At 42.3% G+C, this 16,285-nt stretch carries 17 protein-coding genes; 10 read left to right on the plus strand and 7 right to left on the minus strand.

Features of this window, described 5'->3' with window-relative positions; genetic code table 11:
* The first annotated feature begins 58 nt into the window (after positions 1 to 58).
* The 3 genes from ppdK to plsY all read left to right on the plus strand — a co-directional run bounded on the left by ppdK (position 59) and on the right by plsY (position 5,358).
* Positions 59 to 2,785: a pyruvate, phosphate dikinase gene (gene ppdK, locus VK179_03285; protein ID HLO57736.1), complete on the plus strand. Its 2,727-nt coding sequence runs from the start codon at positions 59 to 61 to the stop codon at positions 2,783 to 2,785.
* Between the two features lie 123 nt (positions 2,786 to 2,908).
* Positions 2,909 to 4,507 carry a phosphoenolpyruvate carboxykinase (ATP) gene (gene pckA / locus VK179_03290; GenBank protein ID HLO57737.1) on the plus strand — a complete coding sequence of 533 codons (1,599 nt, stop codon included), beginning with the start codon at positions 2,909 to 2,911 and terminating at the stop codon, positions 4,505 to 4,507.
* Between the two features lie 182 nt (positions 4,508 to 4,689).
* Entirely contained in the window at positions 4,690 to 5,358 is a 669-nt protein-coding gene (gene plsY / locus VK179_03295; GenBank protein HLO57738.1) for a glycerol-3-phosphate 1-O-acyltransferase PlsY, read from the plus strand.
* 1 nt (position 5,359) lies between these two features.
* Here the strand turns inward: plsY and VK179_03300 are convergent, their stop codons facing one another.
* The gene (locus VK179_03300; GenBank protein HLO57739.1) at positions 5,360 to 6,142 is read right to left on the minus strand and encodes a diadenylate cyclase; all 783 of its coding nucleotides are present in this window, start codon (positions 6,140 to 6,142) and stop codon (positions 5,360 to 5,362) included.
* A 65-nt stretch (positions 6,143 to 6,207) separates the two neighbouring features.
* Positions 6,208 to 7,074 (minus strand): dihydropteroate synthase, encoded by an 867-nt coding sequence (gene folP / locus VK179_03305; protein ID HLO57740.1) that lies wholly within the window; start codon positions 7,072 to 7,074, stop codon positions 6,208 to 6,210.
* Positions 7,075 to 7,113: 39 nt separating this feature from the next.
* Between folP and VK179_03310 the strand changes: the two genes are divergently transcribed.
* The 6 genes from VK179_03310 to VK179_03335 all read left to right on the plus strand — a co-directional run bounded on the left by VK179_03310 (position 7,114) and on the right by VK179_03335 (position 12,055).
* A complete protein-coding gene (locus VK179_03310) occupies positions 7,114 to 7,794 on the plus strand; it encodes a hypothetical protein (GenBank protein ID HLO57741.1) in 681 nt (226 codons plus the stop codon).
* A gap of 5 nt (positions 7,795 to 7,799) precedes the next feature.
* Entirely contained in the window at positions 7,800 to 9,029 is a 1,230-nt protein-coding gene (locus tag VK179_03315) for a BT_3928 family protein (protein HLO57742.1), read from the plus strand.
* Between the two features lie 104 nt (positions 9,030 to 9,133).
* Complete coding sequence (locus tag VK179_03320; protein HLO57743.1) at positions 9,134 to 9,724, plus strand: YceI family protein; 591 nt, start codon at positions 9,134 to 9,136, stop codon at positions 9,722 to 9,724.
* Between the two features lie 47 nt (positions 9,725 to 9,771).
* A complete protein-coding gene (locus tag VK179_03325) occupies positions 9,772 to 11,001 on the plus strand; it encodes a hypothetical protein (protein HLO57744.1) in 1,230 nt (409 codons plus the stop codon).
* Positions 11,002 to 11,063: 62 nt separating this feature from the next.
* Positions 11,064 to 11,624, plus strand: coding sequence for a hypothetical protein (locus VK179_03330; GenBank protein HLO57745.1), 561 nt, complete (start codon positions 11,064 to 11,066; stop codon positions 11,622 to 11,624).
* Positions 11,621 to 12,055, plus strand: a complete 435-nt coding sequence (locus VK179_03335) for an Rrf2 family transcriptional regulator (protein ID HLO57746.1) — start codon at positions 11,621 to 11,623, stop codon at positions 12,053 to 12,055. The genes VK179_03330 and VK179_03335 overlap by 4 nt, the downstream gene beginning before the upstream one ends.
* Here VK179_03335 and VK179_03340 read toward each other — a convergent pair.
* Positions 12,048 to 12,743 (minus strand): hypothetical protein, encoded by a 696-nt coding sequence (locus VK179_03340; GenBank protein HLO57747.1) that lies wholly within the window; start codon positions 12,741 to 12,743, stop codon positions 12,048 to 12,050. The two genes, VK179_03335 and VK179_03340, sit on opposite strands and share 8 nt — an antisense overlap.
* A gap of 101 nt (positions 12,744 to 12,844) precedes the next feature.
* Here VK179_03340 and VK179_03345 point away from each other — a divergent pair, with 101 nt between their 5' ends.
* Positions 12,845 to 13,276, plus strand: coding sequence for a hypothetical protein (locus VK179_03345; GenBank protein HLO57748.1), 432 nt, complete (start codon positions 12,845 to 12,847; stop codon positions 13,274 to 13,276).
* Here VK179_03345 and VK179_03350 read toward each other — a convergent pair.
* From VK179_03350 to VK179_03365, 4 genes are all read right to left on the minus strand, one after another.
* Positions 13,269 to 13,889, minus strand: a complete 621-nt coding sequence (locus tag VK179_03350) for a hypothetical protein (GenBank protein HLO57749.1) — start codon at positions 13,887 to 13,889, stop codon at positions 13,269 to 13,271. The two genes, VK179_03345 and VK179_03350, sit on opposite strands and share 8 nt — an antisense overlap.
* A gap of 86 nt (positions 13,890 to 13,975) precedes the next feature.
* Entirely contained in the window at positions 13,976 to 14,671 is a 696-nt protein-coding gene (locus VK179_03355; GenBank protein HLO57750.1) for a vitamin B12 dependent-methionine synthase activation domain-containing protein, read from the minus strand.
* Between the two features lies 1 nt (position 14,672).
* Positions 14,673 to 15,347, minus strand: coding sequence for a corrinoid protein (locus tag VK179_03360; GenBank protein HLO57751.1), 675 nt, complete (start codon positions 15,345 to 15,347; stop codon positions 14,673 to 14,675).
* Entirely contained in the window at positions 15,344 to 16,234 is an 891-nt protein-coding gene (locus VK179_03365) for a homocysteine S-methyltransferase family protein (protein ID HLO57752.1), read from the minus strand. Before VK179_03365 ends, VK179_03360 begins: the two co-directional genes overlap by 4 nt.
* Positions 16,235 to 16,285 lie beyond the last annotated feature (51 nt).

Consider the following 16,285-nt stretch of genomic DNA (forward strand, 5'->3'; position numbering starts at 1 on the left):
GCTTTTTAAAATCAGAACAATCTTAAATTAATAAATTGAAAACTAAATAATTAATAAAATGTCGAACATTAAACGCGTTTACACATTTGGGGCTAAACATGCCGAAGGTAAAGCAGACATGAAAAATCTGCTTGGAGGTAAAGGGGCAAATCTTGCTGAAATGTGTTTGTTAGGTTTACCGGTTCCGGCTGGTTTTACGATCACCACCGATGTTTGTACCGAATATTACACTAACAATCATCAGCTTCCTGCTGAATTAATGCCTGAGGTATGGGCCGCTATGAAAAAAACAGAAGACATCATGGGTATGAAATACGGAGACCCTGACAATGCTCTTCTCGTATCATGCCGTTCAGGAGCCCGCAGTTCAATGCCCGGTATGATGGATACCGTTTTAAACGTAGGCCTTTGCAGTGCTACTATCCCCGGTGTCATTAAGAAAACCAATAATCCGCGTTTTGTTTGGGACTCCTACCGTCGTTTGATCATGATGTATGCTGATGTGGTTATGGAAAAGGCAGAAGGTCTTGAGCCTTCAGATGGAAAAGGCATCCGCAAGCAGCTGGATGACATGCTGGACGAATATAAACATAAGAAAGGTGTTAAATCTGATACGGATTTGTCAGCTGACGATCTGAAGTTTCTGGCCGAAGAATTCAAGAAAAGGGTTCTGCAGTCGCTCGGTCAGCCTTTCCCTGATGATGCAAAAGCTCAGCTCGAAGGCGGTATCAAAGCCGTATTTAAAAGCTGGAACGGAAAAAAAGCTATTTCCTACCGTCGTATCGAGGGTATTCCTGATGATTGGGGAACAGCAGTGAATGTTCAGGCCATGGTATTCGGAAATATGGGTGACTCATCGGCTACCGGTGTGGCATTTACCCGTAACCCGGCTACTGGTGAAAACCTGTTCTATGGTGAATGGCTTATCAATGCCCAGGGTGAAGACGTTGTTGCCGGTATCCGCACTCCAAATCCCCTGAACAATGCTACTAAAAACGATCAGAACATGCACCTGAAGAGCATGCAGGAAGCCATGCCAGGAACCTATAAAGAACTCAGCGACATCCGCGATATCCTGGAGACCTCCTTCAAAGACATGCTTGACATCGAATTTACCATACAGGAAGGCAAACTTTATATGCTTCAGTGTCGCGCCGGAAAAAGAACCGGAACCGCTGCCCTTAACATGGCGATGGACATGCTGCATGAAGGCCTGATTGATGAAAAGAAAGCCGTGATGCGCGTTGACCCCGCGCAGCTTGATGAATTACTGCATCCTATATGCGATCCTGCAGCTGAAAAGAAAGTTAATCCTATTGTTAAAGGATTACCTGCTGGTCCCGGTGCTGCTGTCGGTAAAATTGTATTTACTGCCGAAGACGCTGTTGCCTGGAATCGCAAAGGAAATAAGGTTATCCTTGTTCGCGAGGAAACCAACCCCGAGGATGTTGAAGGTATGAGAGCTGCCGAAGGTATTCTTACAGCCCGCGGAGGTATGACATCCCATGCAGCCCTTGTTGCACGTGGCTGGGGAAAATGCTGTATAGTTGGTGCCGGTCAGCTTCATGTTGATGTGGCATCCAAAACTGCCAAAGTAACCGGCAGCGACATCGTATTAAAAGAAGGTGATGTGGTTACTCTCAACGGTACAAAAGGTAATGTATACACCGGAGCAATTAGCCTCATGGATGCGACAGAGAACCCAAGGTTCCAGGAGTTCATGAAACTGGTTGACAAGAGCCGTAAGATGGGTGTTCGCACAAATGCTGACACTCCTGCAGATGCTAAGATTGCAAGGGAATTTGGTGCCGAAGGTATTGGTCTTTTCCGCACTGAACACATGTTCTATGGTGAAGGTTCAGATCAGCCCCTTTTCCTCCTTCGCAAAATGATTCTCAGCAATACACTCGAGGAGCGCAAGGTTGCCCTGAATGAACTTTTCCCGTTTGTAAAGAAAAGTATCAAAGGAACCCTCGATGCCATGAACGGTCTGCCCGTAACTTTCCGTCTGCTTGATCCCCCTCTGCATGAATTTGTTCCGCAGGGCCAGGAAAAACAGGCAGAACTTGCAAAAGCTCTTGGCGTTACTGTGGAAGCCATTGCAAAACGCGGCGAATCACTGCATGAGTCCAACCCGATGATGGGTCACCGTGGAGTTCGTCTCGGTGTTACCTACCCTGAAGTTTCAGAAATGCAAATCCGTGCTATTTTCGAATCGTATGCCGAACTGAAACAGGAAGGCAAAGATCCGCATCCTGAAATCATGGTTCCGGTAACATGTGATGTTTCCGAGCTTGATTTCACCAAGAAAATTGCTGACAGAGTTTATGCTGAAGTTTGTGAAAAATTCAAACTGAAATCAATAGAATACAAATACGGCACGATGATTGAAATTCCGCGTGCTTGTCTTCTGGCCGACCGTATGGCCAAGTCAGCCGAATTCTTCTCATTCGGAACCAATGACCTCACACAGATGTCATTCGGATTCAGCCGCGATGATATCGGTGGTTTCATTCACCACTACCTGGACTACAAGATGCTGTCTGCCGATCCTTTCCAGACTATTGACCAGGATGGCGTTGGCCAGCTGATTAAGATGGCTGTTGAAAAAGGTCGTGGCACCCGTCAGGATCTTAAAGTTGGTATCTGCGGCGAACAGGGCGGCGATCCTGCATCTGTTGAATTCTGCTTCAAGGCAGGTTTAACTTATGTAAGCTGTTCACCTTTCAGGGTTCCGATTGCCCGATTGGCTGCGGCACAGGCATCAATCAAGTCAGGTAAATAATTGTACCGATGATGTAATTTTAAAAAAAGCCGCCGGTTTTTAACCAGCGGCTTTTTTTTATAACAAAAAATATATCTTTGTCTGGTTTATACTTATATTATTAACATTTAAATAATTGACCACATGAGCTTTATCAGCCCGGAATCATTGGCCAAGTATGGCATTTCAAACGTGAAGGAGATCATCTACAATCCCACCTACCAGGAACTATATGAATATGAAACGAATCCCGCCCTTGAGGGATTTGAAAAAGGAGTTGAAACCAAAACCGGAGCAATTGCTGTAAAAACCGGTATTTTTACCGGGCGTTCGCCGAAAGATAAATACTTTGTTAAAGATTCGGTCACAGAGAATACAATCTGGTGGGATGGGGTGATTAACCGCCCTATTAACCAGGATGTCTGGAAACATTGCAAAAATCTTGTCCTCAATCAGCTTTCAGCAAAAAAGCTTTTTGTTGTCGACGCATTTTGCGGCACCAATGTAAATACAAGGCTGAAAGTCCGATTCATCGTGGAAGTTGCATGGCAGGCGCATTTTGTAACCAACATGTTTATCAGGCCTTCAAACTATGAACTGGCTAATTTCGGTGAACCCGACTTTGTTGTGTTCAACGGATCAAAAGTTACAAATCCCAACTGGAAAGAACAGGGTCTCAATTCAGAGGTTTTCGTTCTTTTCAACCTCACTGAAAAGCTTGCCGTTATTGGCGGAACATGGTACGGTGGTGAAATGAAGAAAGGTATCTTCAGCCTGATGAACTATTATCTGCCCTTGCGCGGTATGGCTTCCATGCATTGCTCAGCCAATGTAGGAGAAAAAGGTGATGTAGCCCTGTTTTTCGGCTTATCCGGAACGGGTAAGACTACTTTGTCCGCTGATCCGAAACGTTACCTGATCGGCGATGATGAACACGGCTGGGATGATAACGGTATTTTTAATTTCGAAGGTGGTTGTTATGCTAAAACAATTAACCTGAGCAAGGAAAATGAACCGGACATCTATAATGCCATTCAGAGGGATGCGCTTCTTGAAAACGTAACTGTCAGGGAAGACGGTTCTGTTGACTACTGCGATTATTCGATCACAGAAAACACGAGGGTATCCTACCCCATTTACCATATTAATAAGATTGTGTTGCCGTCCAAAGCAGGCCATGCAACCAAAATTATTTATTTATCAGCCGACGCATTCGGCGTTTTGCCCCCGGTTTCAATACTTGACCGCAACTCGGCACAGTACCATTTCCTTTGCGGGTATACATCAAAGCTGGCCGGCACAGAAAGAGGCATAACCGAACCGGTACCTTCATTTTCACCGGCATTCGGCGAAGCATTTCTGACCCTCCACCCCACCTATTATGCGCGTGAACTGGTGAGGAAAATGGATGAACACAAAGCCAAGGCTTATCTTGTTAACACCGGTTGGAACGGAACAGGAAAAAGGATTTCAATAAAGGAAACCCGCGCGATAATTGATGCCATTATTGACGGATCAATTGAAAAAGCCCCAACAGCACACGTTCCGCTGCTCAATCTGACAATACCGGTAAGCCTGCCTAATGTTTCTGAAGGCATTCTCGATCCCCGCGATACATATTCCGACAAGTCTGTTTGGGAAAAGAAAGCCCGTGACCTGGCCGGTAGGTATATTAAGTATTTCGAACAATATGTAACCACACCTGAAGGCAAGGCGCTCGTTAGTTCAGGCCCTCAGATTTAATCTGAACATTCATATTGTTTTTTCAACCTTGTTGAGACGCGCAATTTGCGCGTCTCTTCATGTTTTTAAATATCTGATTATCAAATATTTGTCGGTAATCCACATTCAAAATAGGTATAAATACCCTTGACGGTTGAATAAATATATCTATATTTGCACCCTTGTTTTATTAAAGTTCTTTAATGCAGATAGTTTATAATATTGGCATCCTGGTGATCGCCTATTTAATCGGTTCAGTTCCGACTTCCGTGTGGATGGGAAAGTCATTGTTCGGAATTGATTTAAGAGAAAAAGGTAGTAAAAACGCCGGGGCTACCAATGCTATGAGAATCTTTGGATGGAAGGCCGGATTAGCCGTTTTGATCATTGATATGTTCAAAGGCTGGCTGGCTGTAAACCTGATCCATCTTACCAATTTTTACATACCTGAAACAGGTGATTTCATTGAATTTCAGCTTTTACTTGGTATAGCGGCCATTATCGGTCATATATTCCCTGTATATGTCGGTTTTCGCGGTGGCAAAGGGGTTGCCACGTTGTTCGGCCTTGTATTGGCTATCAATCCGGAACCCACACTCCTCTGCATCGGTGTTTTTGTGATCACGCTTATCCTTACCAAATATGTATCATTAAGTTCAATGATAGCAGGATTTGCTTTCCCCGTAATGGTCATTTTTGTATTTAAAACCGCTACACCTTCACTCGTAATTTTCTCGCTTATTATATCAGTATTGTTACTATTTACCCATCAGAAGAATATTGAAAGACTCCTGAGAAGAGAGGAAAAGAAGGTTTTGTTCCTGATGAGCAAAAGACGCCGTGAACTTGAGCGTTTAAAACAATCGGCCTGATCTATTTTTTCTGTATAAATTCTTCCTCCAGTCGTTTATGAAGTGCTTTAATATCGACTGGTATTAATTGGCCCCCTTCAGCAAGCGATATTCCACCCGTTTCTTCCGATACAATAATTACAAGGCTGTCGGTTTGTTCAGAAACCCCTACCCCTGCACGGTGACGCAATCCATAATGTTCAGGAATCTCAAAGTTGTCTGAAACAGGAAGAATGCAGCATGCCGCCCTTATTTTATCCTTATTGATAATAACAGCTCCGTCATGTAGCGGACCCCATTTATTGAAAATCGATTCGAGCAGGCGGCTTGTAGTGCGGGCATCAATTACATCACCCGTGCCGACATACGCATCCAGGAGGGAATTGCGCTGAAGTACGATCAGTGCACCTATACGATCCTTTGACATATTCACACAGGCTTTGATAATTCCGTTAATGTTCATGATAGGTAAACCCGGACCGATTTTCGAAAAGAAATTATCAATTGAAATACCTGCACGGGGAAGATACCTTACGCTGAAAAGAATCAGGAAACGACGTAATTCCTGCTGGAAGACGACGATAAGAGCGATGGCGCCTACACCGATAATCTGCCCCAGGATGCTGCCAAGCAAAAGCATATTGTCTTTTACAAGTAACCATGCTATATAAAAGGTAATGATGGTGACAAAAATATAGGTGGCTATTGTACCTTTAATAAGCATATAAACCTGGTACATCAGGAATGCCACCAGCAGGATATCGATGATGTCAATGATTCTTACATGAATAAAGGCAGTGATCATAGAACTGCTATTTATTTTTAAAATTACGATAAAATCAATTAATTAAAGCTAAGCATAGTTTGTAACTACGCTTTGCTACGGTACAATGATACCAGTTTAACAGCTTCAATTGCCTGCTTTACATCATGAACTCTTAAAAAGGATGCCCCGTTATTAAGGGCAAGCGTTTCAAGGACGACAGTTCCGTTAAGTGCTTCATCCGGTGTTTTTCCAATGGATCTGTATACCATCGACTTTCGTGAAAGACCTGCCATTACAGGGAATCCTGATAACCTGAATATGCCCAGCTGGTTCAGAATTCTGAAATTATCGGTGGGAGATTTTCCAAAACCAAAACCGGGATCAATGATTATATCGTTTACTCCGGCAGTCTTCAGCATTTCCGTTTTCTCTGAAAAAAAGGCAGTTATTTCTTTAACCACATCATCATACACCGGGTTGACCTGCATATTCTGAGGTGTACCCTTCATATGCATCAGGACATAAGGGACATTCAGCTTACCGACAGTTGAGAACATATTCTCATCAAGGGTTCCGGCAGAGATATCATTGATCATCCCTGCTCCAAACTCTTTGACAGTATATTCTGCAATTTCCGACCTGTAAGTATCTATAGAAATAACGGCAGAATGAAACCGGCTTCTGACAGGAACAAGAGCTGATTTCAGGCGTTGCATTTCTTCTTCTATGGTGATACCTGCTGAACCCGGACGTGTGGAACACGCCCCGATATCGATTATATCGGCACCTTCTGATAACATTTGTTCAACGCGATCCAGAATGTCTTTCTCGTTTTTATACCGGCCACCGTCATAAAATGAATCAGGAGTGATGTTCAGGATACCCATTACACGGGGAATACTTAAATCAATCAGCACTCCGCCGCAGTTAATCGTTTGTTTAACTGAAAATAATGTATCTTTAAGACTCATTAAATACAACCTTTGGATAAAAGTAATAAAAAGTTCGGTATGAAGTTTCTTGTCGTTGAAGGCGTTGACGGATCAGGGAAATCGACCCAGATCAGGTTGTTAAGGAACTTTCTTGAGCAAACCGGTATCACTTATCAGTACCTTCATTTTCCAAGGACCGAGGAAGGTATCTATGGCGACCTTGTAGCCCGTTTCCTAAGGGGTGACCTGGGCAGGCTTGATTCCGTAGATCCGTACCTGGTGGCTTTGATCTATGCCGGCGACCGCAATGATGCTGCAACAAAAATCAGGGAATGGCTTGACAACAATGTACTTGTGCTGCTTGATCGCTATGTATATTCAAACATTGCGTTCCAATGCGCCAAAATTCAGGATAAGCAAAAACAGGAGGAATTGCGTAACTGGATTTTAAACCTTGAGTATAATTACAACAGGATTCCAAAACCGGAAATGAATATTTTGCTGAATGTTCCTTTTTCATTCACCCGTAAACAACTCACAGGAAACCGGCAGGGGAATGAAAGAGATTACCTTCAGGGCACTAAAGACATTCATGAAGACGATCTTGATTTTCAGCAAAGGGTAAGAGATATGTACATCTGGCAGGCTGAAACCTGTGATGACCTCAAAATAATTGAGTGCGCTGATGATAAAGGAGTTATGTTGCCTCCTGAAGTCATCTTTAATAAGATCCTGGATTATACAGGTTTGAAAAAATAATAACCATGAAGTTCATTATTAATCTTTCACGCATACTGGCCGGACTTGTTTTCGTTTTCAGCGGGTTCGTGAAAGCCATTGATCCGATGGGGTCGGCCATAAAATTTGAAGAATATTTTATGGCTTTTCATACTGAGTTTTTTGTATTCCTGGCTCTTCCCCTTGCCATTCTTCTAAGTGCTTTTGAATTAATGATAGGGTTAAATCTGCTGGCACGAATAAGAATGAGGTTTACCGCCTGGCTCCTGCTTCTGTTCATGACCTTTTTCCTCGTGCTTACATTTATTCTGGCCCTTGGAAACCCGGTAAGCGACTGCGGATGCTTCGGCGATGCCATTAAATTAACCAACTGGCAGACTTTCGGTAAAAATGTTATTATCTATATTCCGGCACTGATCGTGTTTTTTAACCGGAAAAACTACAAAACAGTCGCAATACCCTTTACAGAATGGTACCTCACCGGTGTGAATTTTATATTTCCTGTTCTGATTTCGATTTTCTCGCTGATCCATCAGCCGGTTATCGATTTTCGGCCATACAAGCCCGGTGTGAATATAACTGAAAGTATGACTTTGCCTGAGAATGCCCCTGTTGATCAATACAAGACCATTTTTATCTATGAACGTAATGGCGAAAAGAAAGAGTTTGGTGAAAACAATATACCCTGGCAGGATTCAACCTGGAAATGGGTCGAAACTCGCCAAACGTTGATAAGCAAAGGAGCCGTTGCTCCCATCCATGATTTTTCAATTACACGCCTGAGAGGCGAAGATATAACTGACAGTGTCCTTAACGATGAGGGATATACCTTTCTTATTATATCCCATGAAATTGAAAAAGCAGGGAATAAGCCCATGCTCACGTTGAACAACCTTGCCTCAAGGGCTAAAGAACTGGGGTATAAAACATTTTGTCTTACTGCCTCAACAACCGATCATGTCGAACAGTTTACGCAGGAATTTAATCCCGCATTTGAGATTTGTACAACCGACGGAACTACATTAAAAACAATAATCAGGTCGAATCCTGGTTTAATGGTGCTTCATAAAGGAACCATACTTGCAAAATGGAATTATAGGGATGCACCTGAACCGCATGAACTGGATAAGGATTTCATGAAAACCCTCCTGCGTCATCAGAATGTTTCATCTGAAACTGCTTCTGTTATGTTCATTATCCTGATCGCCGGATTGTTTTATTCACTGTTTTTTATGGTATTTATCCGACGCGAATAAATGACCCGGTGATATTCCTCACCTTTCCCTAACTTTTAACATTATTGATTTTTTGGTTTCGAAAAAATACCTCAATTTTATCCTACTTATTATATAGGATATATATGATTAAAAAGGATTTATTATTTGTAGTGATTTCATTTGTATTTATGCTGACATGCAATGAATTAGTCATGTCGCAGAAGAAAGTGGAATTAATCCCCTCGCAAAGCCAGATCACTCTGAAAGGGTCTTCAAACCTGCATGAGTGGGAAGAAAGTGTCGGGAAATTCAATGTAGTGATGAATCTCCGGTTTAAGGAAAAGGAGGTTGATGGCATTGATAAGGTAAGCGTTAACATGGATTCGAAATCAATTGTAAGTGAGAATTCGATCATGACGAATAAAACGCACGATGCCTTAAATGTTGAAAAGTATCCGCGAATTGACTTTCAGCTGGTTTCAGTTAACAACTTGTCTTCAGGAAACGGTAAATTTTCAGGTACCATAACAGGAGATATTACGCTGAGCGGAGTTACAAAGAGAATTTCACTGCCCTTTACAGGTTCACACTCAGGAGACCGTATTTCGGTGAAAGGAACGAAACAGCTGAACATGACTGATTTCAATATCAAGCCTCCGACAGCCATGATGGGAACATTGAAAACAGCCAATGAAGTAACCGTTTCGTTTGATCTGAATTTCCAGGTTTCCTGATTTATCGATTATGAAAATGCAGACTATTAATAATTAAAATGACGACAATGAAAAACAGAGTAATACTATTATTTATGGCCATGGCTTTATCAGTGGCGGCTTTCGGACAATTTGAACAGGATCAGTTGAAGAAAGAGGATTTCCAGGATCTTAAAGTCAAGGTTGGAGGTGATTTTGCCATGCAATACCAGATGTTGAATCATCATGCGGATTCAACCTTAATTCCTCTTGGTAAAGGTTTTAACCTTCCTACAGCCAACTTTAATATTGATGCCTTTCTCGCACCCGGTATCCAGGTTAATCTTGCAACCTACCTGTCATCACGTCACCATAACGAAGCATGGGTAAAAGGCGGTTACCTCGTTCTGGATGAACTTCCTTTTCTCAACTCTCCTGCAATCGACCGTTTGATGGAGCATCTTACCCTGAAGGTCGGTGATATGGAAATTAACTACGGCGATGCTCATTTCAGGCGTACGGATAATGGACATGCCATTTCGAACCCTTTTGTAGGCAACTATATTCTCGATGCATTCAGCACCCAGGTTGCTGTTGAAGCCATGTACAGGAACAACGGCTGGTTATTAATGGGCGCTGTATCAAATGGCGCTTTGAAACCATCGCTTGTGGGGTACAATGCAGCTACTAAAACGTACACACCTTATGATACCCACAAGGAACTTGCATTCTACTGGAAAGCAGGATACGACAAACAGCTTAGTGATGACCTGAGATTGCGTCTGACGCTTTCGGGTTACCACAGTCCCAAAAACCACTCAGGAGCTCTATACAACAGCGACAGGGCTGGTTCAAGATACTACCTTGTAATGAACACTGCCAATAATGATCCGGGTGATGTGGATATTACCAAAAATCATCTTTCAGGTAATTTCGGACCGGGCACCGTAACAAAAGACAATTCGTATATGGCAAACCTCTTTACAAAATATAAAGGTCTTGAAGTTTTCGGAACCTGGGAATCGTTCAAAGGAAACCTGATGAACAAATCCAACAGTGAATTCAATCAGTTTGCCATTGAAGGACTCTACAGATTCGGTAAAGAAGAACAGTTTTATGCAGGAGCAAGATATAATACGGTTAACAACAATCTTGACCAGTCGGTTAACCGTGTTCAGGTAGCAGCAGGATGGTACATGCTCAAGCAGGTTATGATGAAGCTTGAATATGTAAAGCAGGATTATAACAAATTTACGGCACTTTACGGTGAAGATGCCGGTTTTGACGGCTTCATGTTTGAAGCAGCAATTTCTTTCTGATAAACTATAAAATGTTTGGTTTTACCTTTCATAGCAAATTGGTGTTGTTGACAGGGCTGCTTATGTTTACTGCAACTGGGGCTTACAACCAGCCCCTTGCAGTAAACAGGGCAGCCAACTGCCAAAACTACCTGTTTATTAGCGGTGAATCGAACGTAAATCAGTTTACCTTTTCATATAATGCTTCAGAGAATAATGAAAAGGAAAAAGTAAAGCAGGCAAACGAAAGCATCCAGATTCACATACCCATCAGACAGTTTGAAGCAAGCAATCCAATGATGTATAAAGATTTTCTTGAGCTGATGCATGAGTCTGAATTTCCAATAATTACTGTATCCTTCCCTGTTAAAACCCTTCAGAATCTCTCAGATACTCAGCGGGGATGTCCCGAAGTGAGCATTTCAATTGCCGGAGTAACCCGCAAATACAATATCAACTGTTCAGCCGCCCGATGCGATCAGAATATTTTTCTCCGTGGCAACCAGGTTATCAGGCTTAGTGATTTTAAACTGAAACCTCCCGCAAAATTATTGGGATTAGTTAAGGTTAATAATGAGATCAATGTAGACTTTGGTTTTATTATTACATTTACCGATGAAAATTCAATCTCAGCAAAGCTGTGAAAATCGGCACCCGAACCCGCTACGGACTCAGAACCATTCTTGAAATTGCCATGAGTGATGACTCCGGCGGTGTTTTCCAGAAAGACATCTCGGTTAACCAGGAGATTTCAAATAAATACCTGGATCACATTATTCATGCATTAAAAACAGCAGGGCTGATTACCAATGTTAAAGGCAAGAAAAGTGGTTACAGGTTGCTTAAAAATCCTTCAGATATTACTGTCTATGATGTTCACCAGGCTTTTGAGCCCACCATATGCCTTGTTGAATGCCTGAATGCAAATTACAGCTGTGAACGAAGTAAAAAGTGTCTTGTGCAGGGTGTTTGGAAAGATCTGAACCATGTAATAATATCTTATTTAAGATCGATCACTATTCAGGACCTTGTTACCAAACATGTTTCTTCCGAAGAAATTAGGGCGCTTACCTGATGGTTAACCCGTTCATATACTGCGTGAGTTCTCGGAGATCGCCTTCGTTACTAAAATCAGTTCTTTTTTCTTTAATAAATGAGGCAATCTGAGACTTTAACGCTGGGTAAAGGTTTTCAATCGATTTTTTACGATATATGACAAAGCCGTCGGTGCTGTTACCAAGGTAATATTCAGTATTTCGAGTGAGAATCAGGTCTTCATTCAAAGTAAGTTTATATGACCGACCGGCTCCGCCAATGATATTCGAGTATGAATGAATGGCGCTTGTCGAACTTTTGGTTCCATAGCCGCTCTCCTTACCCGAATCCACAAATTTTATGTATTGTTTTACAGCCATTAACGGATCAGCTCCGGCAAGTACCTTCAGATAACCCTTGTCATAATAAAAAGTATCTGTCCCGATCACCACATTTTTTAACGACTCCGGATTTCCTACAGAAAGAGTATCATTTTTATAAATAAACTGTACTTCACCCAGAAGAATATTATAATTGAAGCGTGCTGCCGTGTATGTATTGGTTTTAAAAACAGCTTTGCCATCAAGGAATTCAGAGTATAAATACCTTTTCTGAGGCGGAAAGTAATCAATGATCCTTGTACCGGCTTTTACGGTAATCACTTCTTTCGTTTGAGAAAACAAAACAGCACTGAAGAAAGTCAGTAGGAAAAGCAGACAGGATTTCATGGCGTCAGATTTTGAAAGAAAAGCGAACAGGCAAACAAATAATAAAATTAACAATAAATCGTAAAATGATTAAATTTGAAAGAATTTAAAACCCTGCTTATATGGATCCTGAAACTTCGGGCGTAACAATAAAGCCTGGCAAAACCAAATGGATGATAATGAAACGAAAAATCAGAAAGATTTTTTACTGGTTTTTATTCGTGTTTATCCTGTTCCTGGGAATATTTTTCTACTGGAAATATTTTTACACATACAGTGATGGTTACCGTGCCGGCTTATTGCAGAAGTTTTCGCATAAAGGAAGTGTATTTAAAACATACGAAGGAGAATTAATTCTCAGCAGTGTTACCGGAAGAAGCGACATTGTTATTGCTTCTGAGAAATTCTTTTTTTCGGTAACCGATAAGAAACTGGCGAACCAGCTGGATACTCTGCAGGGAAGAAATGTAATCGTTCATTATAAACAAAAGAACGCCGCACTGATCTGGAAGGGCGATACGCCTTATTATGTGGATAGTGTGAAACTCAGATAACCGGCGTTGGATCGTTTTCCTTGATACGTTGACGGCATATTTTTTCAACATTAAAAACATCCTGTATTTCAGAAATATATAATGTATCCGGAACGTACCTGTCTCCGCCTTTACGGCTTACCATTCTGCCGGTCCGCATACCAAGTGTTATGCTTCCTTTTGCGGGATTGCCGCTTACTTCTATATCGCCCGAAAACTGTTCCCAGTCAATTGATCTGATTGTACCCCTGAAAAAGTGAACGATTCGTTTCGGTGTACCAACAAAGTATCCTCCCTTTTTAAACATGCCGACTAATCCTCCAACCATCATTAAAACACCTACAAGGACAAATATTCCAAGAATAATTGAGGGCATTGTTACCGGCTTGAGATTATCGGGACTGGCCACTACTGGCACGTGATTTGCTTCAAAATGAACTTCCCTTCCCTGGAACAATGGTCCAAGGAAGGCAATTACAAACAGCGATGTAAAGGCAAGCCAGACAATACCAAATATAAGCAGGCCGAGGGAGTTTCTTAAAGGTTGAGCCCGCCGGGCTTTCACAGAGAAATCAATTGGTTCATTGCCGATATTGCTGACAAGTGAATCAGGTAGAATGGGATCTCCGATCATATGTGTAAGTTTTTTATTTATAAATAAATATACTACTTTTTACAGACGAAGCAACTGAGTCATGCTGAGCGGAGTGTGACTGTTGGTTACTCTTTATTGGCCCGATATATACACTGGTCCATTTCACAATACGTACAGGCATACCTTTTAAATTCGGCATCCGTGCCGATTCCAATGATACCGCTTACCGATTTTATGGGAATCATCAGTGAGGATTCGGTTAGCGAAACTCCCGAAGTATTTCCTGCCATCAACCTGAACAGCTTTTGTTGTTCATTCACAGGCCATTTGCAATAACCGGGACTGAATCGGTTTGTAACTTTCAGATTATCCAGGGCAACGCTGTTTTCGAGTTTCCTGTGCAGGAATTCAGTAATACCCTCCGCCATTTCAGAGGCAATGATATCAATAATGTAGCCTTCAAGTGAGTTCCCTTTACCAAGGTGTTTTTTTGAAAATAACTCAGGTTTGTCTCCACATGTCGCAATAAAAATAGCAATAGAATCGCACCTTTTGAGAGAGGATGCAATGATATGGTCAATTAAAAGAGTTTCGTTTTCGACTATAATACTATCACCGGTAGCCAGCATACCATTATCAGAGAGTCCGACTGAAAAACAGGGCATTGCCATGTCTTTGCATTCCCGTATTAATCGGGTGACAAGATCGGTCAGATAGGGTTCTGCTGCATCCGGCGGCACTCCCAGGATTTTAAGTACCCTCTCCGCGCTGATCGGGATATCATATGGAGAAACCGGCTCTGATGAAGCAAAGACTTTCACTTCAGGCTGCTATTGTATTCAGGTAACTCACTGCACCCTGGGGATCGCGCGCATAAGCATCGGCACCTACTTCGTGCCGGAAACTTTCATTTACAGGGGCTCCGCCGATAATTACTTTAATACCGGGATATTTATCCTTAATACCCTGCACAATGGATTTCATGTTCACCATGGTAGTAGTAAGAAGTGCTGATAATCCGATAACTGCGTTATCCTTTCCTTCGGCAGCTTTAATGAATTTTTCTGCAGTTACATCCACTCCGAGGTCAATCACTTCCCATCCGGCACCTTCAACGATCATAGCCACCAGGTTTTTTCCAATGTCATGCAGATCACCTGCCACAGTGCCAATGATAAAGCGACCCTTTCTTTTTACTTCACCCGATTGAAAAAAAGGCTTAAGGTGTGCCATTGCGGTATTCATGGCTTTTGCCGAAACCAGCATCTGTGGCACAAATATCTTTTTTTCGGAATATTTCTGCCCTACCCTTTCCATGGCCTTAATCAGCGAATCATTCAATATACGTGAAGGCCTGATTCCCATATCCAGGGCCTGTTTTGTGAGTTCATCCGCTCCATCCAGGTCTTTCATGGCTGGTGGATATGGAGATGTCTTATTTACTTTTCCCAGTTCAACACATTCTGAAAGTTTCAGAAGCAATTCCTCTTCGTTCATCGTTGTATGTTTTTTACAAATTGTGCTATTTTTCTGATATGATCCGGGGTAGTGCCGCAGCAGCCGCCGATAATATTCGCCCCGGCCGCAACGAGAAGATCAAGGTAGCCGGCCATCTGGTCGGGGGTTTCAGGGAAGATTGTTTTCCCTTCACTATATACAGGCGCCCCGGCGTTTGCGTGAATAAGTACTGGTATATTAGTGTCGACAGACCTGATCTCCTTTACAATGCCGATCATATTCTCAATACCATTACCGCAATTGGCTCCGATAATATGCGCACCGGCTATAGTGAGGGCTGAAACCATCTGTGCGGGGGTAATGCCCATCATGGTATGGAAAGTATGATCACCTGTTTTTTCAAATGTCATTGTACAGATGATTTCCGCTTTTGTGTTTTCGCGGCAGGCGTTTACGGCAATGACCGCTTCTTCAATATCGGACATAGTCTCAATTACAAGCGCATCGGCACCTCCTTCTGAAAGGGCAATCGCCTGTTCGGCAAAGCAGTCGTAAAGTTCCTGCTGACTGATATCACCCATGATAAGCATTTTTCCTGTAGGGCCTATTGAACCCAGGACATGCCGGTTATCGCCTGCAGCCTTACGGGAAATGTAAGCAGCGGCCCTGTTAATTTCACCGGTTCTTTCAGCAAGTCCGTAAGACGACAGTTTAATAGAATTTCCGCCAAAACTGTTGGTTTCAATCATATCAGCTCCGGCGTTTATATAGCTTTCAGCAATCGCCAGAACATCGGCAGGTCTTGAAAGATTCCACATTTCAGGACATTCTCCGGGTAACAGGCCCCTGGCATGTAAAAATGTTCCCCATGCTCCGTCCGAAACCATGATTCTGCCTTCACTTATTTGACTTGCTATTGTATTCATACCACTAAAATACATTAATAAATCATTTTATAAAAATGACTTATTCTTTTT

The organism is Bacteroidales bacterium (genome assembly GCA_035299085.1).
Taxonomy (GTDB): Bacteria; Bacteroidota; Bacteroidia; order Bacteroidales; family UBA10428; genus UBA5072.